This is a genomic window from Streptomyces sp. CG4 (assembly GCF_041080655.1).
Taxonomy (GTDB): domain Bacteria; phylum Actinomycetota; class Actinomycetes; order Streptomycetales; family Streptomycetaceae; genus Streptomyces.
In genome coordinates this window covers 4,736,306-4,755,364 of sequence record NZ_CP163525.1, presented here as the reverse complement: position 1 = coordinate 4,755,364, position 19,059 = coordinate 4,736,306, and the positions used below count along the sequence as shown (strand labels likewise).

Annotated in this window: 18 protein-coding genes and 2 pseudogenes; 14 read left to right on the top strand and 6 right to left on the bottom strand. The window is 68.7% G+C overall.

All coding sequences use genetic code 11. The features are described 5' to 3' along the window. The first annotated feature begins 54 nt into the window (after positions 1 to 54). The 6 genes and pseudogenes from AB5L52_RS21620 (at position 55) to AB5L52_RS21595 (ending at position 6,067) form a co-directional block, all read left to right on the top strand. Positions 55 to 642: a TetR/AcrR family transcriptional regulator gene (locus AB5L52_RS21620; protein WP_351578230.1), complete on the top strand. Its 588-nt coding sequence runs from the start codon at positions 55 to 57 to the stop codon at positions 640 to 642. A gap of 919 nt (positions 643 to 1,561) precedes the next feature. Continuing rightward, positions 1,562 to 2,026: a hypothetical protein gene (locus AB5L52_RS21615; protein WP_351578227.1), complete on the top strand. Its 465-nt coding sequence runs from the start codon at positions 1,562 to 1,564 to the stop codon at positions 2,024 to 2,026. A gap of 78 nt (positions 2,027 to 2,104) precedes the next feature. Beyond that, positions 2,105 to 2,239 carry a hypothetical protein gene (locus tag AB5L52_RS21610; protein WP_351578224.1) on the top strand — a complete coding sequence of 45 codons (135 nt, stop codon included), beginning with the start codon at positions 2,105 to 2,107 and terminating at the stop codon, positions 2,237 to 2,239. A gap of 436 nt (positions 2,240 to 2,675) precedes the next feature. Next, positions 2,676 to 3,281, top strand: a pseudogene (locus tag AB5L52_RS21605) (ATP-binding protein); the annotation flags it as partial. A 314-nt stretch (positions 3,282 to 3,595) separates the two neighbouring features. Continuing rightward, positions 3,596 to 5,356 (top strand): transferase, encoded by a 1,761-nt coding sequence (locus tag AB5L52_RS21600; RefSeq protein WP_369365703.1) that lies wholly within the window; start codon positions 3,596 to 3,598, stop codon positions 5,354 to 5,356. 15 nt (positions 5,357 to 5,371) lie between these two features. Further along, complete coding sequence (locus tag AB5L52_RS21595; protein WP_369365701.1) at positions 5,372 to 6,067, top strand: DUF4328 domain-containing protein; 696 nt, start codon at positions 5,372 to 5,374, stop codon at positions 6,065 to 6,067. Between the two features lie 6 nt (positions 6,068 to 6,073). Here AB5L52_RS21595 and AB5L52_RS21590 read toward each other — a convergent pair whose 3' ends face one another. Continuing rightward, complete coding sequence (locus AB5L52_RS21590) at positions 6,074 to 6,280, bottom strand: hypothetical protein (RefSeq protein WP_369365699.1); 207 nt, start codon at positions 6,278 to 6,280, stop codon at positions 6,074 to 6,076. Between the two features lie 152 nt (positions 6,281 to 6,432). Continuing rightward, on the bottom strand, positions 6,433 to 7,134 hold the full coding sequence (locus tag AB5L52_RS21585; protein ID WP_351017068.1) for a DUF5324 family protein: 702 nt from the start codon (positions 7,132 to 7,134) through the stop codon (positions 6,433 to 6,435). A 282-nt stretch (positions 7,135 to 7,416) separates the two neighbouring features. On the opposite strand from AB5L52_RS21585, the gene AB5L52_RS21580 reads away from it, so the two are divergent. Further along, positions 7,417 to 7,950, top strand: a complete 534-nt coding sequence (locus tag AB5L52_RS21580; RefSeq protein ID WP_351017070.1) for a peptidylprolyl isomerase — start codon at positions 7,417 to 7,419, stop codon at positions 7,948 to 7,950. A 104-nt stretch (positions 7,951 to 8,054) separates the two neighbouring features. Further along, entirely contained in the window at positions 8,055 to 8,951 is an 897-nt protein-coding gene (locus AB5L52_RS21575) for a rhomboid family intramembrane serine protease (protein WP_369365697.1), read from the top strand. A 235-nt stretch (positions 8,952 to 9,186) separates the two neighbouring features. Here the strand turns inward: AB5L52_RS21575 and crgA are convergent, their stop codons facing one another. Beyond that, complete coding sequence (crgA, locus tag AB5L52_RS21570; RefSeq protein WP_351017075.1) at positions 9,187 to 9,441, bottom strand: cell division protein CrgA; 255 nt, start codon at positions 9,439 to 9,441, stop codon at positions 9,187 to 9,189. Between the two features lie 151 nt (positions 9,442 to 9,592). Between crgA and AB5L52_RS21565 the strand changes: the two genes are divergently transcribed. From AB5L52_RS21565 to AB5L52_RS21540, 6 genes and pseudogenes are all read left to right on the top strand, one after another. Continuing rightward, positions 9,593 to 10,381, top strand: coding sequence for a DUF881 domain-containing protein (locus tag AB5L52_RS21565; RefSeq protein ID WP_369365695.1), 789 nt, complete (start codon positions 9,593 to 9,595; stop codon positions 10,379 to 10,381). Positions 10,382 to 10,421: 40 nt separating this feature from the next. After that, positions 10,422 to 11,123, top strand: coding sequence for a class E sortase (locus AB5L52_RS21560; RefSeq protein ID WP_351017081.1), 702 nt, complete (start codon positions 10,422 to 10,424; stop codon positions 11,121 to 11,123). 4 nt (positions 11,124 to 11,127) lie between these two features. Then, a pseudogene (locus AB5L52_RS21555) lies at positions 11,128 to 11,338 on the top strand (hypothetical protein). Further along, positions 11,335 to 11,973 (top strand): aminodeoxychorismate/anthranilate synthase component II, encoded by a 639-nt coding sequence (locus AB5L52_RS21550; RefSeq protein ID WP_351017084.1) that lies wholly within the window; start codon positions 11,335 to 11,337, stop codon positions 11,971 to 11,973. Before AB5L52_RS21555 ends, AB5L52_RS21550 begins: the two are co-directional and overlap by 4 nt. Continuing rightward, a complete protein-coding gene (locus AB5L52_RS21545) occupies positions 11,970 to 13,052 on the top strand; it encodes a class E sortase (protein WP_351017087.1) in 1,083 nt (360 codons plus the stop codon). The genes AB5L52_RS21550 and AB5L52_RS21545 overlap by 4 nt, the downstream gene beginning before the upstream one ends. 51 nt (positions 13,053 to 13,103) lie before the next feature. Then, positions 13,104 to 13,859: a class E sortase gene (locus tag AB5L52_RS21540; protein WP_351017089.1), complete on the top strand. Its 756-nt coding sequence runs from the start codon at positions 13,104 to 13,106 to the stop codon at positions 13,857 to 13,859. A 101-nt stretch (positions 13,860 to 13,960) separates the two neighbouring features. On the opposite strand, the gene pknB is transcribed toward AB5L52_RS21540, so the two are convergent. The 3 genes from pknB to AB5L52_RS21525 all read right to left on the bottom strand — a co-directional run bounded on the left by pknB (position 13,961) and on the right by AB5L52_RS21525 (position 19,054). After that, positions 13,961 to 15,964 carry a Stk1 family PASTA domain-containing Ser/Thr kinase gene (gene pknB / locus AB5L52_RS21535; protein WP_351017092.1) on the bottom strand — a complete coding sequence of 668 codons (2,004 nt, stop codon included), beginning with the start codon at positions 15,962 to 15,964 and terminating at the stop codon, positions 13,961 to 13,963. Between the two features lie 172 nt (positions 15,965 to 16,136). Beyond that, positions 16,137 to 17,615 carry a penicillin-binding protein 2 gene (locus AB5L52_RS21530; RefSeq protein WP_351578197.1) on the bottom strand — a complete coding sequence of 493 codons (1,479 nt, stop codon included), beginning with the start codon at positions 17,613 to 17,615 and terminating at the stop codon, positions 16,137 to 16,139. Then, entirely contained in the window at positions 17,612 to 19,054 is a 1,443-nt protein-coding gene (locus AB5L52_RS21525; RefSeq protein WP_351017098.1) for an FtsW/RodA/SpoVE family cell cycle protein, read from the bottom strand. Before AB5L52_RS21525 ends, AB5L52_RS21530 begins: the two co-directional genes overlap by 4 nt. Positions 19,055 to 19,059 lie beyond the last annotated feature (5 nt).

Sequence of the window (19,059 nt, the reverse complement as noted above, 5' to 3'; positions counted from 1 at the left end):
CTGCGGGCGTATCTTAAACGTCCGTTTGGAACGAACGTATAGGTTGTTCTCATCATGGGACATCGTGAGGATTTGCTCGAAGGTGCCAAGCGCTGCCTGCTGGAGAAGGGCTTCGCTCGGACGAGTGCGCGCGACATCGTCAAGGAGTCGGGTGCGAACCTGGCCTCGATCGGTTACCACTACGGCTCGAAGGACGAGTTGCTGGCACAGGCCTACATCGCGCTGATCGAGGGCATGGCCGGAGCCTTCGAGGGAGACGGCGGTGGTGAACCAAAGGGTGCGGCGGGCTCGTTGGAGCGCTTCAGGGCCGTGTGGTCGAACGTCGTCGGCACCCTGCGAGAGCCCGGTTCGGTGTGGCGGCTGAGCATGGAGATCGTGGTCATGGGCGACCAGCTGCCCGAGCTGCGCGACCATCTGTCGCGGGCTCAGCGGGAGGCTTCACGCGGATTCGTGTCGTTGCTCATGGGCGCCCACGAGGAGGACGTCACGGATGCCGTCGCGGACACCCTGGGCAGCCTGTACGCCACGTTGCTGCTCGGCCTCATCGCCCAGTGGACCTTCGACCCGAAGACCGCACCCGACGCCGACGCCCTTGCCGAAGGCCTGCACCAGGTGGTGGAGGGCGTGCGCCGCGCGGAGTGAGCCTGGTTCGCTTTCTGCTGCGGGCCGTCTCTGCGGCATCACGAGGGACGTGTGATCGGCTGGGCAGATGAGCGGCATAGGTTTTTCGGTGGGCGGTCGCCGCTGTGGGTCGGGGTGGACTCGTCACGCTGCCTGGCCTCCGCCCCCCTCCCCGTCGGCTGGGCCGTCCGCCGCCAGAACACGCTCAGCCTGCCGGCGAGGGTGTTCGCGGACGCGATCGGCCAGTGCCGGGTCACTGCGCTTGCTTCGGGCTGAGCGACACCTCCACTCAGACAGTCTGCCGATTTCCCGCTGTGCGACGCCCCAGAGTGCGGCCGGCACCTGTACGACGACGAGACCGCGACCGTGCTCGTTCAGCAGGCCCTCGTCCGGGAATCGCAGGATGCGGTCGCTCCGGGCGTCACTCACCTCGATACGCAAGGTACCTCCCGGTCCGAGAGCAGAACCAGCCGCAGTTCGAAGTCCCGTCCGGGGGCGCGACCGTAGGTGACGGCGTTGGCGGCGAGTTCGACCACGATCGGCTGAGCGGTATGGCTGAGGTCGCCGTCGTGCGGGTATCCCCAGGTCGCGAGCGCACTACCGGCGAGCCGACGTGCCGGCCGGGTACCGCGGGGCGTTGCGCTGAGCTGCTGGATGAGTTCGGTTCGGGGTGTTTGCCCGGTGTTGTCGGCGGCGGCTGGTTCGTGGCTCTGCCAAGACTTCCGTGAACCCGATCATGCTTCTGTGCGCCGGTGACGCTCCGTCACGGCTGGCGTGAGACTCGCCGAGTGTGGGGAGTTGCTGCAGACGGTGTTGCCGCAACTGGGCGGGTTGCTGGTGGAGCAAGTGAGCCCCGAGGGCGGGCTGTTACGGATTGTGGCCAGAACCCGTGAGTCGGTGCATCCGCCGCCTGTTCTGCGATGCGCCGGAGTGCCCTCGGGTGACCTTCGCCGAGCAGGTAGACGGGCTGACCGTGCGCTACGGGCGACGAACACCGCAGCTGGGAAACCTGCTGGGCGCGATCGCCGTGGCCTTGGCCGGCCGGGTGGGAGAGCGGCTCGCCGCCCGGATGCCGGCGCCGGTCAGCCGGACCACCCTGCTGGCGCTGGTGATGGCACTGCCCGATCCGCTGGCCGCTACGCCCCGGGTCTCGGCGTCGACGAGTTCGCCCTGCGCAAGGGACTACGGCACCGTCCTGGTCGACTGCGAGACCCGCGCCCCCGTCGACCTGCTGCCCGAGGGGAGGCGGCCACCTTCGCCGCCTGGCTTGCCGCCCATCCCGGCGTGGAGATCATTTGCCGCGACCGGGGCGGCGCCGATGCCGACGGTGGCCGCGCTGGCGCCCCTGACGCCGTCCAGATCGCCGATTTGTGGCACGTCTGGCACAACCTCGCCGAAGCAGTGAAACGCCTGGTCAGCAAGCCACACCGTGGATCTGGACTGCTTGGCGACGCTGGCGGTCGCCCGGTTGCACCGTGGCGGCGTGCCACTGGGAATCGGGGCCGCGACCCACGCCGCCCGCCACCTGCCCGAATGGGGCACGGACGCGTTCGTCGCGACAGTTGATCCGAAGGCGTACGAGGGGCGCGGGGTACCTGTCCTCGATCTCAACCGCTGACGTGTCGTTCGGGCGTGACCAGCGTGCTGACATCAGCGTCAGTGTCTCGTGGGACGTCCTGTCGATTTGCTCCAGCATCGATGAACTGGAGGGTTTCCCCAGCTCTGTTTCAGCGCTGGGGCAGGCGGTCCGGAGACATGGTGTTCGTGAGTGCAATGGCTGGCCTGCCTGTGTTGACACGTCAACACGGGTGCCGGATCGAGCAGGATCGAGGGGGATCCAGCAGGATGCAAACGGGGGTGTCTGTCCAGGTTCTCTGGCGTTTTCGCAGGTCAGGAAAGTAACGATTTCGGGTTCGACTCCTCTAGGCTCCACTCCGGAAATGCCCTCTGAACTGCGGAAACGCGGTTTTAGGGGGCATTTTTGTCCGCGTCGGTGAGCACATCAGTGACCACCGGGAGCGGCAGAGGCCCATGATTCCGGTGATTCCGCGGGTCCCGCGATGCGGCTCGGCATCGTGTCCGGGCGCAGGCGGCACGGGAAGTCATTCCTCCTGCAGGCTCTGTCCGAGCAGCTCGGCGGCCTGTACGTCATGGCGGTCCGGGAGGAGAGGGGCGGCTGCCTGCGATCCAGCGGTTCAGTGATGCGGTCGCTGCTCATGCCGGCTCGCGGGCGGGGAGCCTGCGCCTGACCGACTGGCGCGATGGGCTGACCAACGCCCTTGATGTGACCGCCCGTTCACCACACCCGCTGCTGGTGATCGACGAGCTGTCGTACCTGCTCCAGCACTCGCCCGAGATCCCAGGCCTGCTCCAGCAGCTCTACGACGAGTGCCGGCGTGGCGCACGGCCCGGTGCCGGGCCGGGGCCGCGGTTGATCCTGTGCGGTTCCGCGATGAGCGTCATGCACGAGCTGCTGTCGGGGACGAAGCCGCTGCGGGGCCGGGCCGTGGCCGATCTGCGCCTGGGGCCGTTCGACCACTGGGACAGCCGAGCCTTCTGGCAGATCACCGACCCACTGACCGCGCTGAAAGTGCACGCGGTCCTCGCGGGCGCCCCCGGGCTACCGGCCGGTGGCCGCTCGCCCGCATCCGGACGACGGCTTGTGGTCCTGCGCCGGTGGGCAGCGCATCCGTGTTGTCGCGTGAGTCATGAAATACCGATGAAATCCAGGTGATGGGGGCTCACGGGGTGTTGTGGGGGCCTTGCGGGGGGTGGGTGGGGAGCTCCACACTCCGGCACATGGCGATTCGCACGGGGGCGATGCCGGATGTCGGGTACCGGGTCGAGAAGTCGTTGGGGCAGGGCGCCGGTGGTTCCGGGCGGCCGCGACCCGGTGCGGATCCTGGTGACCCTCTTTGACCGTTCCGTCGGCTTTCTGGGTGTAGTCGTCGGCGCGCGAGGGGGGTGGGGCGGGGTGTCCTCCAGGTTACGGATGCTCGCTCGGGTGGTCATGCTGGCCGCCGTCGTCACGGCCTACGTCGCGCTGCAGTTGGCGGTGTCCGCCGGTCTGGATCTGCGGGCCCGCGACCGGTTCCGGGACGCCCCGGCGCGGGCCGTCGCTTTCGTCGCCGCTGTGGATCGCTGTGGCGCCGGGGACACGGCTGCGGGGGCCGGGGTCCGGGAGGGGGAGGCGTGGTTCAGGGGCAACGCGCCGGCGGGGGAGAGCCGGTCCGCGGTCGTTGCCGCTGCCCGTGAAGTCCGGGACGGCAGGGGGGCGGTCGCCCGTCGGCGCGTCGCCGGGCTCGCGGGGCGGGTGGAGCGGGATCAGGAGCGGCTCGACCGGACGCTCGGCTCGTCGGGGAGGGTGGCGCTGTTGTGGGCGGTGGCCGCCGGGGTGCTGGTCGGGCCGGCCTGGTGGCTGCGGCGTCGCCGCCGGTCGGGAGCCGCCCGGATGGCCGAGCTGGTCAGCCGGTTCGCCCCGCGTCAGCCGTGGTGGCGCAGGCCGGTGTTCCTGGTGGCCAGTGGTGTCGGGTACGGGCTGTTCGCGACGGGTTCCATGGCCGTCAGCATGGCGGAGCGGAACGGCTACAAGTACCCACTCGCGGTGCAGATCCTCCTCCTGCCCTGCGGGCTGGCCGCGCTGGGGGCGGGTCTGCTGATCCTGCGCCGCTCCCGTCCGCGCTCGGCGCGCAGCGCGGCCCAGGCGCTGCGGGCCGACGGCCGCACACCCGTGCTCTATCTGCGCAGCTTCACCGACGACGAGACCACGGCCCAGGTCGACGACGGGATGCCGGTCAACCTTCATTCGCGGGAGGAACAACTCGCGGCGGCGTTGGGCGCCGTCGGCCCCGTGATCGCGGTGGGCATGCCCGAGGAGCCGTTGCCGCGGCTGGGGGCGGCGCGGTTCTACCTGCCGCGTGACGACTGGCAGCCCGTGGTGCTGCGGCTGATGGAGCTGTCCCGGCTCATCGTGTTGCGCCTGGGTCTGGGCGACGGGCTGTGGTGGGAGGTCGAGCAGGCCTGCGCCACCCAGCCCGCCCACAAGCTCGTCCTGATGGTGCCGGGCGGACTGCCGGGCGTGGCCGAACGGCTGGACGAGCATCTGCCGAAGCCGGCCCGGCTGGACAAGCCGGGCAAGCAAGACGAGCTAGGCGAGCAAGGCGAGCTGGGCAAGGCGGTCGCGGGCGGCTCTTCGATCTCTGCGGCTTCTGCGGCCTCTGCAACCCCCGCGACTGCCGCGGCCTCCGCGGCCTCTGTGACCCCCGAGGCCTCTGCAACCCCCGCGCCTCCCGCGCCTCCCGCGCCTCCCGCGCCTCCCGCGCCTCCCGCGCCTCCCGCGCCCTCCGCGGCGCCCCCTGCGCCCCCCGCGGCTTCTGCGGCGCCCCCCGCACCCCCCACACCCCCCACAATCTCTGCCGTCATCACCTTCGGCCCCGACTGGACTCCCCAGGTGTACCCGGTGGGCGCCGTGACGCGACGCGGCGTGCTCGCGCGGCTCGTGGGCTTTGGCAGGCGGACGGGGCTGGTGGCGACGGGTGTGCTCACGCCCGGGTACCAAGAGGTCCGCGCCATGAAGGCCGCTCTGGCGGCGGTGGGACTTCGTAGACGGACGATGGCCCTGCGCGGCAACTTCGCTCTGGGGGCCTCGTTGTGGAAAGGCATGTTGCTGGTCACGGTCCTGGGCCTGCTGGGCTGGCTCGTGTTCCGCACCCTGCACCTGCTCGTTCTCTGGTAGCGCCAAGGAGGAATCATGCAAGGTCCACAGCAGGGCACGTCGACGGGTGTGAGCCAGGTCGGCACGGAGACGTACCGGCCGTTGACCGGTGCGGCCACCACCGCGACCGTACTCATCTCACTGTCGCTCGTGCGCGAGATACTGGTCTCGGTGGGCAACTGGCGCGACTACGTCGTCGTCCACGACTACCTGGCCGGGAAGGCCACACTCGCGGACCTCCAGGCCGCCGACTCCGATGCCCTCACGTCGGTGCTGGGGTTCTGGCCCGCGTTCCTGGTGTGGGCCGTGGCCGGCGTCGCGTTTCTCGTCTGGCTGTGGCGGGCGCGGATCAACGCCGAGCTGATCAGCGGTGCCGCCGCGCACCGCCGGTCCCGGGGCTGGACGATCGGCGCCTGGCTGACCCCCATAGCCAACCTGTGGTTTCCCTACCAGATCGTGTCGGACATCTGGCAGGCCAGTGCGCCCCGGCAGCCGGCCCCGGGCACCCTGGTGAAGGCTTGGTGGGTGCTGTTCGTGGCCTCGGTGTACCTCGTGAAGCCGATCCAGTGGCGCATGGCCGCGCAGGAGGGCAGCGAGCAGGACCTGCTGGCCAACGCGAACATGTCCACCCTGCTGACGGCGCTCTACCTGGGAGCCGGTGTCCTGCTCATCCTCGTCATCAGGCGCATCACCGAGTGGCAGACCAACAGGCCTGTGCAGAACGCGGGGTGAGGGCCGCTACTTCTTCAGCGCCGAGGAACAGCGCTCCAGGAATTCACGGAACGTGGCGCGTTCCTCGGTCTCGAAGGCAGCCGTCAGCGATTCCTCCACGACCGACACCGCGTCGTCCGCCTTGTTGAGCAGCGTGCGGCCCGTGCGGTCCCACTCCATCGCGACGCGATCGTCGCCGTCGTACCGTCCGGCCCCACCGACTCGCCCGCACACCCCCCGCTCCTCGGCTCCCCCCGCTGAATGCCTCCCGACCCGCACACACGCGATCCCAGGAGGCATCCGGGCGGGGTCTCCCACGCCGACGGGGTCCCACGCCGGCAGCCCACGGCAACCGGCCGCGTCCGGCAACACCCGCGCGGACCCGGCTACTGATCGTCCTGGTCCGCGGCATCCTCCTCGGCCTGCTTCGCCTGGACCTCGGGATCCAGCACCGAGGGCCCGGTGCCGTCCACCGAGCTCAGCCGGCCACCCGACTCGGGCACCTCCGTCGCGGCCGGCGGCTCGACCAGCCAATCCGGGTTCGCCTGCTTGTCCCACCACTTCCAGGCCGCGAAGGCAGCCCCACCGGCCACCGTCAGCAGCGTCATCACCTTCACACCACGGCCGACCCTGGCCCGACGCCTGTTCCTGCGCGCCAGCCGCTGAATCTCCTCCGCAGAGACCTCACCCCGCAGCGCGGCCAGCGCGGCAGCACCCCGCGCGGCGGCCTCGTCACGGACCGGGCCGGCCGCCGCGCGAGCCTGCTCGATCCTCGGACGCGAATACTCGGCGGCCTGCCGGGCGGCCTTACGCGCACGAACGGCGGCCTCGTGCGCCGCCCCATCCATCTTCGGCGGCACATGCGCACGCGCCTGCTCCAGCCGCGGAGCCAGCCGCACGTCGTACTGCACACGGGCCTGTTCAGCTGCCTGCGACATCACCGGCGCCAGCCGTACGCGTGCCTCCTGCGCATAGAGCGCGGCACGCTCCCTGGCCGTGTCGGCGTAAGGCGCCACCACTTCCGCGGCGTGCAGCACGCTGTCCTTCGCCGAGCCGGTCGCGGCGCGCACGCTGTCGATGCGGGTCACGGGAACCTCCTCCTCGGTGGCGTACCGTAATTCGACTTTCCACCCTTTTACGGATCATGCCTGCCAACGTTCCGCGCGGCATGCGAGGGCGGGCATATGGGTGCCGATCACTCTCATCGGCTTGATTCAGGTCCAATCCCGGGCAACCCGGTTCTGCCGTCGACACTGCCACGAAACCCCGCCACGCGCTGCCTTCCGGGCGGAACTCGTGGAGGCCAGGCGACGTACCCGGCCGGCCGTGCGAGGATCGGGGAGTCACAAGAAGACAACGGAAGGCAGATCGTGGCTGAGCAGCTTTACGCCACCCTGAAGACCAACCACGGCGACATCGTGGTCCAGCTTTTCCCGAACCACGCGCCGGAAACGGTCCGCAACTTCGTCGAGCTGGCCCAGGGCACGCGCGAGTGGAGGAACCCCAGCACGGGTGAGAAGACCAACGCGCCGCTCTACGACGGCACGATCTTCCACCGTGTCATCAGCGGCTTCATGATCCAGGGCGGCGACCCGCTGGGCAACGGCACCGGCGGCCCCGGCTACCAGTTCAAGGACGAGTTCCACCCGGACCTCGGCTTCAACAAGCCGTACCTGCTGGCCATGGCCAACGCCGGCCCGGGCACCAACGGCTCGCAGTTCTTCATCACCGTCTCCCCGACGACCTGGCTGACCCGCAAGCACACCATCTTCGGCGAGGTCACCGACCCGGCCAGCCAGAAGGTCGTCGACGCCATCGCCGGCACGAAGACCAATCCCCGCAACGACCGTCCGGTCCAGGACGTCGTCATCGAGTCGGTCGTCATCGAGACGCGCCAGAGCTGAGCCCATCCCGCAGGGAACCAAACGCCCCGCTCGTCCGTACCAAGGATGAGCGGGGCGGGGCATTGCCAGGGCAGGCCCACGACGAGCAAGGGAAACAGAGACAGATGGACGAGGCCGCAGCCGCCGCACAGGACGCCCAGCGCGCCCCCGTGTGCTACCGGCACCCGGACCGCGAGACCGGTGTGCGCTGCACCCGCTGCGAGCGCCCCATCTGCCCCGAATGCATGGTCAGCGCCTCCGTCGGCTTCCAGTGCCCCGAATGCGTACGCGGCGGCAGCGGCACCGGACACGCACCGGCCGCCGCCCGGCCGCGCACCCTCGCCGGCGGCACGATCACGGCCGACCCCCGACTCGTCACCAAGATCCTCATCGGCCTCAACGCCGCCGTCTTCCTGGCCCAGCTCTCCCTCGGCGACACCTTCACCAACCGCTTCGAACTGATCGGCCGCGCCCAGTTCTCCCTGTTCGGCCCCGTCGAAGGCATCGCCGAAGGGCAGTACTACCGCCTGCTCACCGCGATGTTCCTGCACTCGCCGACGAGCTACACCCACATCCTCTTCAACATGCTCAGCCTGTGGTGGATCGGCGGCCCCCTGGAGGCAGCCCTCGGCCGCGCCCGCTATCTCGCCCTGTACTTCACCGCGGGCCTGGCCGGCAGCGCGCTCACCTATCTCCTCGCCGAGCCCAACGCACCCTCGCTCGGCGCCTCCGGAGCGATCTTCGGCCTCTTCGGCGCCACCGGCGTCCTGATGCGCCGCCTCAACTACGACCTGCGCCCGCTCATCGGCCTGCTGGTGATCAACCTGATCATCACCTTCTACCCGGGCTTCAACATCGCCTGGCAGGCCCACATCGGCGGCCTCGTCGCCGGTGTCGCCGTCGGCTATGCGATGGTCCACGCCCCGCGCGAGCGGCGGACGCTGGTCCAGTACGGCATCTGTGCGGCCGTCCTCGCCGTCGTGGTGGTGCTCACGCTGGTCAGGACCACTCAGCTCACCTGATCCGAAGCTGATACCGAACCGTTGTCCACAGCCTGTGCCGGATCTTGTGCATGCCGTGCAGGCACAGCTGTGCCCCCTGTCGCTCGGATGTGTTTCCGCTGGTCAGACAGGGGGCGAACAGGTGTATGAGGGCCGGTAGGTCAGTCACACCGGCGTCAACCCTCGATGGGTTATCCACAGATCGTCTTTCTTTTCCCAAGCCTGTGGATAACTCGGTGGATAACTCTGGGTAGAGCTACTTCCACTGGGTGGAGACACCGAAGCCGGCGGCGATGAAGCCGAAGCCGACGACGATGTTCCAGTTGTCCAGGGCGTCAATGGGCAGCGACCCGTCCGTCACATAGAAGACGACGATCCAGGCCAGGCCGATGACGAACATGGCCAGCATGACGGGCGCGACCCAGGCGCGGCTGTTCAGCTTGATCGCCTGCGCCTGCTTCGCCGCCGGCGGCGTGTAGTCGGCCTTCTTGCGGATACGTGACTTCGGCACGAGGGTCTCTCCTGTCGATGCGCTGCGTGGCCGCGCAGGTAACTGGTCGGGCTCGGGGCAGCGTACAAGGGGCCAACATGACGACTCTGTGTGCTCCCCCGGGCGTCCGTTAGCGTAGTGCTTCCGCGGCGCTGAAGGAGATAAGGGTCCGTTGAGCAATTCTGCCGACTCCCCCGGGACCGGGGCAACGGGCTCCGGCCCTGGCCGCATACTGCGTTTCCGCCCGGTGCGGATGCTCACGGCGGCCGTCTTCGCTCTCGCGGGGCTCATCTTCTTCACCAGCTTCAACACGGCCAAGGGCACGGACATCCGGCAGGACGGCTCCCTGCTGAAGCTGTCCGACCTGATCCAGCAGCGCAGCCGCAAGAACAAGGAGCTGGACGACTCCAACGCGGCCCTGCGCGGGAGTGTCGAGTCCCACGCCGAGAGCGACGACGGCAGCAGCAAGGCGCAGGACCGCAAGCTCAGCGGATTGGAGCAGGGCGCCGGCACCAGGCCGCTGAACGGCCACGGCCTGACCGTCACCCTGAATGACGCCCCGCCCAACGCCACCGCCAGGCTTCCCGGCTATCCCGAGCCGCAGCCCGACTACCTGGTCATCCACCAGCAGGATCTGCAGGCCGTGGTGAACGCGCTGTGGCAGGGCGGTGCCCAGGGCATCAAGGTGATGGATCAGCGGCTGATCTCCACGAGCGCGGTGCGGTGTGTCGGCAACACGCTGATTCTTCAGGGGCGGGTCTACTCGCCGCCGTACAAGATCACGGCGATCGGGGATCCGGACAAGCTGCAGCAGGCGCTGGCGGCGAGCAAGGCGATCCAGACGTACATGGTGTACGTCAATGTCTATGGTCTCGGCTGGAAAGTGACCGACGACGGGACGGTGACTCTTCCCGGCTACTCGGGCACAGTGGATCTGCACTACGCGAAGCCCGTGCAGTAGCGCGGTAGCCATCCGTCAGCCGTCCTCCCCGGAGGCGCCGGTGCGCGTGATCGTCCGGACCGTCAGCGAGCTGTGCATCACCGTCGGCACCTTGATCGTGCTCTTTGTCGCCTATGCGCTGTTCTGGACGGGCGTGCGGGCCGACGGTGCCATGAGCGACCAGATCGACCAGCTGCACCGGCAGTGGTCGAAGGGAAGCATGCGGCCGGCGGCCTCTGCGGGCGGCTCTTCGGGCGAGCAGCAGGCCGCCGTGACGAGACCGGCGCCGTACCACTACGGCAAGGCCTTCGCGATCATGTACGTTCCGCGGCTTGGTTTCACGTGGAACAAGCCGGTCCTGGAGGGCACCGGCCGGGACGTGCTGGCGAAGGGTCTCGCCCACTATGCGGGCACCGCGCAGCTCGGCCAGGAAGGGAACTTCGCGGTGGCCGGTCATCGGCGCACCTATGGCGATCCGTTCAAGGACTTCCCGGAGCTGCGTCCCGGGGACGCCGTCGTGCTCACGGACGGGACGACCTGGTTCACGTATCGGATCGACAAAGGGCCTTACAAAACCGTGCCGACGGACGTTGAGGTGATCGAACCTGTGCCACGTAAGTCCGGGTATACGCGTCCGGGCCGGTATCTGACGCTGACCACGTGCGATCCGGAATGGGGGCACAGTCACCGCCTGATCGTCTGGGCGCACCTGGACTCCACACAGTCTGTGGACGCAGGAGAACCGAGGGCTCTGCGCCGTTAGTCTGGTGGCGTACGGCGTGAGTCTGGTGCCGTGGGGAGACTGGAAGGAACGGCATGTACGGCTGGATCTGGCGGCATCTGCCCGGCAACGTGTGGATGAGGACGCTCATCTCGCTCGCACTGATCATGGCCGTGATCTACATCCTGTTCCAGTACGTCTTCCCGTGGGCCGAACCGCTGCTGCCCTTCAACGATGTGACGGTGGACAACCAGTGAGTGCGCGGATTCTCGTCGTCGACAACTACGACAGCTTCGTCTTCAACCTCGTCCAGTACCTGTATCAGCTGGGCGCCGAGTGCGAGGTGTTGCGCAACGACGAGGTGTCGACGGCGCACGCCCAGGACGGCTTCGACGGTGTGCTGCTCTCCCCTGGGCCGGGGACGCCGGAGCAGGCGGGCGTGTGCGTGGACATGGTCCGGCACTGCGCCGCGACCGGGGTGCCGGTCTTCGGTGTCTGCCTGGGTATGCAGTCGATGCAGGTGGCGTACGGCGGTGTGGTGGACCGGGCGCCCGAGCTGCTGCACGGCAAGACGTCGTTGGTGGAGCACGAGGGCAGGGGCGTCTTCGCGGGTCTGCCCTCGCCGTTCACGGCGACCCGCTATCACTCGCTGGCCGCCGAGCCGGCGACGGTCCCGGCCGAGCTGGAGGTGACCGCCCGCACCCACGACGGGATCATCATGGGGCTGCGGCACCGTGAGCTGCCGGTCGAGGGTGTGCAGTTCCATCCCGAGTCGGTGCTGACCGAGCACGGTCACCGGATGCTGGCCAACTGGCTGGTGGAGTGCGGCGATCAGGGTGCCGTGGCGAGGTCGGCGGGGCTTGCCCCGGTGGTGGGCAGGGCCACGGCGTGACCGCGCTGCGCCCGGAGCGCGAGACCGATGCCTCGTACGGGGATCAGTCGTACGAGGCTTCCGGTGCGCTTGGGGACTGGGACGCGGCGGGAGCGGGCGACCCGTACGGCGACTCGTACCGGCCTCCCTTGGACGACGAGACGATGGCGCTGCGGGTGCCCGATGCGGCGCCGGGCTCCGAGAGCGAGCCCATACGCGCCCCTGTGGCCTCTTCCGCCTCCTTGGCCACCGGACCGGCCGTCGGCGGCCGTGCCGCCCGCAGAAAGGCCGCCAAGCGGCGTGGTGGGCGTCATGGTGGCGGCGGCCGGGAGGCGGCAGCCGCCGAGACGCCGTCGGCGGCTGCGGACGCGGAGTCCGGTCGGCCGCTGTCCCGGGTGGAGGCGCGGCGGCAGGCGCGGCTGCGCAAGCCGAGTCCGGCCGTCATCGCGAGCCGGGTGATCGGCGAGGCGTTCATCACCACCGGTGTGCTGATGCTGCTGTTCGTCACGTATCAGCTGTGGTGGACGAACGTCCGTGCCCAGGCCCAGGCGGGCAGCGAGGCGCATCAGCTGCAGGACGACTGGGCGAGCGGCAAGCGCAACCCGGGTGTGTTCGCGCCGGGGCAGGGCTTCGCCATCCTGCACATCCCCAAGCTGGATGTGGTCGCGCCGATCGCGGAGGGCGTGAGCACCGAGAAGGTGCTCAACAAGGGGATGGTCGGTCACTACGGCGAGGCTCCGCTGAAGACGGCGATGCCCGACGCGAAGACCGGGAACTTCGGGCTGGCCGCGCACCGCAACACGCATGGTGAACCGTTCCGGTACATCAACAAGCTCAAGCCCGGTGACGCGGTCGTGGTCGAGACGCAGGACAAGTACTTCGTGTACAAGGTGACCAGCACGTTGCCGATGACATCGCCGTCCAACACGAGTGTGCTGGATCCGGTTCCGCCGGGTTCGGGATTCACCCAACCAGGCCGCTACATCACCCTCACCACGTGTACGCCTGAGTTCACCAGCAAGTACCGGTTGGTGGTCTGGGGCAAGATGGTCGAGGAACGCCCGCGCAGCAAGGGCAAGCCGGACGCGCTCATCGAGTAGGGCTCGACGCGCTCATCTAGTAGGGCTCAGCGAGTAAGGGCAGAGGAAACTGTGGCAGCGACCGCCGACGACACCGCAGCACACACGGATGCGTCCGACCCGGGTCCCGCCCCGCGCGGCCGGCGCCCCGGCCGGATCGCGAGGGTAGTCAGCGTCTTCGGTGAACTCCTCATCACGGCGGGCCTGTTGCTCGCCCTCTTCGTCGTCTACTCCCTCTGGTGGACGAACGTGATAGCGGACCGCAAGGCGGACAAACGGTCCGACAGGGTCCGTGACCACTGGGCCCATACGACGGACACCGGTCCGGGTGCGCTGGACACCAAGGACGGCATCGGCTTCCTGCATGTGCCGTCGATGAAGAACGGCGTGGTCCTGGTCGAGAAGGGCACGGGCACGGACGTCCTCAACGACGGCGTGGCCGGCTACTACCTGGACCCGGTCAAGGCCACGCTCCCCACCACCGGCAAGACGGGCAACTTCGCCCTGGCCGCGCACCGGGACGGCCACGGCGCCAAGTTCCACAACATCGACAAGGTGCGGAAGGGCGACCCGATCGTCTTCGAGACACGGGACGACTGGTACGTCTACAAGGTCTTCTCGATCCTCCCGGAGACCTCGAAGTACAACGTCAACGTCCTCACGGCCGTCCCGAAGGAATCCGGCAGGAACAAGCCGGGCCACTACATCACCCTGACGACCTGCACCCCGGTGTACACCTCCGAGTACCGGTACATCGTGTGGGGCGAACTGGTCCGCGTACAGAAGGTCGACAGCAAGCGGACGCCGCCGGCGGAGCTGAGGGGCTGACCGAGGTTCTCCTGACGGGCGATGGCCGTCGTCACATGCAGGAGTGGGCCCCTGCCAGGACTGCCTGGCAGGGGCCCACTCGTCTTGTTCCGCGCGGGGCGTCAGCCGTTGTTGCCGCCGAGGAAGCCGCCGCCGTTGTTGTTGCCGCCTCCGATGTCCAGGGTGTTCAGGACGATCTGGGTGCTGCTCGGGTCGGCCTGGGTTCCCGCCGCCGGGGTCTGCGTGATGACCCGTGCCTTGCCGTCGTTCGAGCCGCTGATCTGGATGTTCGTGTAGCCGCTCTGCTGCAGGATCTGCACGGCCTGCTTCAGGGGCTGGCCCACGACGTTCGGCACCTGACCCTGCGGCTGGCCGCCGCCCTGGAACTTGCCGACGTTGATCGCTACCGGCGTGTTCTTGGCGACCTGCTGGCCCGCCGCCGGGTTGGTCGACAGGACCTTGCCGTCCTGGGTCTGGTCGGCGGTGGGGGTCTGGGTGCAGTCGCCCGGAGCCAGGCCCAGGTTCTGCAGCTCGGACTTCGCGTCGTCGCAGGACTTGCCGACGAGGTCGCCGGGGATGGTGACCTTCTCCTCCGCCTTGGCGACGGTGAGGGTGATCGTGGAGCCCTTCTGGACCTCCTGGCCCAGCTTCAGGCTCTGCTCCAGGACCGTGCCCGGCTGCTCCGAGGAGACCTCGTCCTTCCGTTCGACGTTGAACTTGTACTGGTCGGCCTCCAGCTGCGACTTGGCGTCGTCGAAGGTCTTGCCGAGGACGCTGGGCACCGCGACCTTCGGCGCCCCCGTCGACACCACCAGGTTGATCGTGTCGCCCTTCTTCACGTCCGTCCCGGCCTTGGGGTCCTGGGAGCAGACCTTGCCCTTGGGCTCGTTGTCACAGGGCTTCCGGGTCGGGGGCGCCAGTTTCAGGTCCGAGTTGGTGGCCATCTTCTGGGCGTCGGCGTAGGTCTGATCGACGAAGTTGGGGGCACCGAACGGCTTGTCCGCGCTGTTGCCCCCGCTCGCCACCCACTTGCCGATCAGGATCGCGCCGATCAGGACGAGGATGCCCGCGACCACCAGCAGGACCGTGGAGGTGTGGGACTTCTTCGGCTGCCGGCCGCGGCGGCCCGGGCCCTCGTCGTAGCCGTAGCCGCCGTCGTCCGGGTTCATCGGCGGGAGCATCGTGGTCGCTCCGCCGCCGGCGTCCGGGCGCAGGGCCGTGGTCGGCTGGTCGTCGGGGTAGCCGCCGTAGCCCACGGCGCCCATCGCGGCCGTTGCCGCGACCGGCTGGCCGTCGAGGCAGGCCTCGATGTCGGCGCGCATCTCGTCGGCCGACTGATAGCGGTAGTTCGGGTCCTTGACCAGCGCCTTCAGGACGATCGCGTCCATCTCGGGGGTGATCTCGGGGTCGAAGACCGACGGGGCCTGCGGCTCCTCGCGGACGTGCTGGTAGGCCACGGCCACGGGGGAGTCGCCGACGAAGGGCGGACGGACCGTGAGCAGCTCGTAGAGGAGGCAGCCCGTCGAGTACAGGTCCGAGCGGGCGTCGACCTGCTCGCCCTTGGCCTGCTCCGGCGAGAGGTACTGGGCCGTGCCGATGACCGCCGCGGTCTGGGTCATGGTCATGCCGGAGTCGCCCATGGCGCGGGCGATGCCGAAGTCCATCACCTTGACCTGGCCGTTGCGGGTCAGCATGACGTTGGCCGGCTTGATGTCGCGGTGGACGATGCCGTTGCGGTGGGCGTACTCCAAGCCCTGGAGGATGCCGACCGTCATCTCCATGGCCCGCTCGGGCAGCAGCTTGCGGCCGCTGTGAAGAAGCTCACGGAGCGTGGAGCCGTCGACGTACTCCATCACGATGTACGGGATGGAGACCCCGTCGATGTAGTCCTCGCCCGTGTCGTAGACCGCCACGATCGCGGGATGGTTGAGCGAGGCGGCCGACTGGGCCTCCCGGCGGAACCGGGCCTGGAAGGACGGATCACGCGCGAGGTCCGCGCGCAGCGTCTTCACCGCCACGGTGCGACCGAGCCGGGTGTCATGCGCGAGGTAGACCTCCGCCATGCCACCACGACCGAGCACCTGGCCCAGTTCGTACCGGCCGCCGAGGCGACGCGGCTCTTCCATAGCTACCTACCAGCCCTCTCCGTCGGTCCCGGCCGCGCACCGTCGTGCGCCGCCGGAGGCTGCCGTCCGGGCCTACCGTACCCGGCTCGCTTTGTGTGACCTGGCCAAGCCCGCAACCCGATACAGGACCGGTATCGCAACGTGCAACGATGTGAAGAAGACGTGACGGGGGTCACTTCTTCGATTGGATGACCGCCTGCATGACGTTCTTGGCGATCGGTGCCGCCAGGCCGCCGCCGGAGATGTCGTCGCGGTTGGCGCTTCCGTCCTCGATGACCACGGCCACGGCGACCGGCGAGCTGCCGTCGGACAGCTTGGCGTAGGAGAGGAACCACGCGTACGGGTTGGCGCTGTTCGCCACACCGTGCTGCGCGGTACCGGTCTTGCCGCCGACGGTGACACCGTCGATCTTGGCGTTCGTGCCGGTGCCCTTCTCGACCACGGTCTGCATCATGGACTGCAGGACCTGCGCGTTCTCCGAGGACAGCGGCCGGCTCAGCTCCTGCGGCTGGGTCTGCTCGACGGTGTCGAGGTTGGACGACTGGAGCTTGTCCACCATGTACGGCTTCATCAGCTTGCCGTCATTGGCGACCGCCGAGGCGATCATGGCCATCTGCAGCGGGGTCGCGGCGGTGTTGTACTGGCCGATGGAGGACAGCGCGGTCTGCGACTGGTTCATACCGTTGGAGAACTCCGACGCGGTGGACCGGACCGGGATGAACTGCTCGGAGTCGAAGCCGAACTTCTTCGCCTCGGACAGCATCTTGTCGTTGCCGAGGTCGGAGCCGATCTTGCCGAAGACCGTGTTGCAGGAGTACTGCAGCGCGGTGCGCAAAGTGGCGTTCTCGCAGGGGATGTCGCCCTCGTTCTTCAGCTGGGTCGTGGTGCCCGGCATGGTCCAGGGCAGCGGCGAGTTCGTCTTCTCGTCGGCCGACTTGTACAGCCCGTTCTCCAGCGCGGCGGCCGCGGTGACCACCTTGAAGGTGGAGCCCGGCGGGTAGGTCTCGCGCAGCGCCCGGTTCAGCATCGGATCGGCGGGGTCGTTGCTCTTCTGGAGCTTGGTCCAGTTCTTGCTGTCCGTACCGGTGGAGTTCCCCGCGAAGGACGACGGGTCGTACGACGGGTAGGAGGCCAGCGCCAGGATCTTGCCGGTGGAGGGTTCCAGGGCGACGACCGCGCCCTTGCCGCCCTGCTTGGCCAGCCCGTCGAACGCCGCCTTCTGCGCGGCCGAGTTCAGCGTGGTGACGACGTTGCCGCCCTGCTTCGACTTGCCCGTGATCATGTCGAGGGTGTTGCGGAAGAAGAGCCGGTCGTCGGTGCCGGTGAGGATGCCGTCGTCGATCTCCTCCAGCTGGGAGGCGCCGAAGGCCTGCGAGGAGTAACCGGTGACCGGGGCCCACATGGCCCCGTCCTTGTAGGTGCGCTTGTACTTGAAGTCACCGTTCTTGGACACGGTGGAGCCGGTTATCGGGTTGCCGTCGACGATGATGTCGCCGCGCGGGTGCGCATAGCGCTGGATGGAGACCCGGCGGTTGTCCTTCTGGGTCGCCAGTTGGTCGGCCTTGACGTACTGGAGGTAGTTGTCGCGGATCAGCAGGGCCAGGATGAGGAGGCCACAGAAGATCGCGATCCGGCGCAGGGGTTTGTTCATGACGGGCGGACCACCTGGGTCATCTCGGCGTCGGGGTTGCTCGCGGGGGCGGGCGCCGGGCGGCGGGCGGTGTCGCTGATGCGGATCAGGATGCCGATCAGCGCCCAGTTGGCCAGCACGGAGGAACCGCCGTACGCGACGAACGGCAAGGTCATACCGGTCAGCGGGATGAGGCCCATCACACCGCCGGCCACGACGAAGACCTGGAGGGCGAAGGCGCCGGACAGGCCGACGGCGAGCAGCTTGCCGAACGGGTCGCGGGCGGCGAGGGCGGTGCGCACGCCGCGCTCCACGATCAGGCCGTAGATCAGCAGGAGCGCCATGATCCCGGCCAGGCCCAGCTCCTCGCCGAAGGTGGCGAGGATGAAGTCGGAGTTGGCGGCGAACCGGATCAGGTCCGAGTGGCCCTGGCCCCAGCCGGTGCCCAGGGTGCCGCCGGAGCCGAAGGCCCACAGCGCCTGCTGCAGCTGCTCGGAGTGGCCGGCGATGCCCTGGCGGCTGAGGGTGAACTCCTTCATGGGGTCGAGCCAGGACTCGACCCGGCTCTTCACGTGGGGTTCGATGCTCGCCACGCCGACCGCGCCGACCGCGGACATCAGCAGACCGAAGACGATCCAGCTGGTCCGCTCGGTGGCGACGTACAGCATGACGACGAACATGCCGAAGAAGAGCAGCGACGTGCCGAGGTCGGTCTCGAAGACGAGGATGAGGATCGACATCGCCCAGACGACCAGGATCGGACCGAGGTCGCGGCCGCGGGGCAGGTACAGGCCCATGAAGCGGCGGCTGGCGAGGGCCAGGGCGTCGCGCTTCACCATCAGGTACCCGGCGAAGAAGACGGCGAGGACGATCTTCGCGAACTCACCGGGCTGCAGGGAGCCGAGGCCGGGGATGTTGATCCAGATCTTGGCGCCGTAGATGTCGGCTCCGAGGCCGGGCACCAGCGGCAGGAGCAGCAGCACCAGGGCGCCGGCCATGGAGATGTAGGTGTAGCGCTGCAGGGCCCGGTGATCCTTCAGGAAGATCAGCACGGCGGCGAACATGGCGATGCCCAGCGCGCTGTACAGCAGCTGGCGGGGTGCGGCCGCGGAGAAGTGGGGCAGCGACTGCAGCAGCTTGGACTGGTCCAGCCGCCAGATGACGACGAGCCCGAGTCCGTTGAGCAGCGTGGCCAGCGGCAGCAGCAGCGGGTCGGCGTACGGCGCGAACTTGCGCACGGCGAGATGGGCGACGCCGGCCATCAGACCGAGGCCGAGGCCGTACTCCAGCAGTCCGGCGGGCACCTGGTTCTCGATGGCCAGGCCCACGTTGGCGTAGGCGAACACCGGGATGGCCACGGCGAACACCAGCAGGGCCAGCTCGGTGTTGCGGCGGCTCGGTGCGCCGATCGCGCCGATCGTGGACGTGTGATGCGTCGGCGGGTTAGTCGTACTGCTCATCGTGT

What these genes read in the sequence shown, in the direction of transcription:
- AB5L52_RS21620 (WP_351578230.1), top strand. Translation starts at nt 55, where the DNA reads ATGGGACATCGTGAGGATTTGCTCGAAGGTGCCAAGCGCTGCCTGCTG.
- AB5L52_RS21595 (WP_369365701.1), top strand. Translation starts at nt 5,372, where the DNA reads ATGCAAGGTCCACAGCAGGGCACGTCGACGGGTGTGAGCCAGGTCGGC.
- AB5L52_RS21575 (WP_369365697.1), top strand. Translation starts at nt 8,055, where the DNA reads ATGGACGAGGCCGCAGCCGCCGCACAGGACGCCCAGCGCGCCCCCGTG.
- pknB (WP_351017092.1), bottom strand. Translation starts at nt 15,964, where the DNA reads ATGGAAGAGCCGCGTCGCCTCGGCGGCCGGTACGAACTGGGCCAGGTG.
- AB5L52_RS21530 (WP_351578197.1), bottom strand. Translation starts at nt 17,615, where the DNA reads ATGAACAAACCCCTGCGCCGGATCGCGATCTTCTGTGGCCTCCTCATC.
- AB5L52_RS21525 (WP_351017098.1), bottom strand. Translation starts at nt 19,054, where the DNA reads ATGAGCAGTACGACTAACCCGCCGACGCATCACACGTCCACGATCGGC.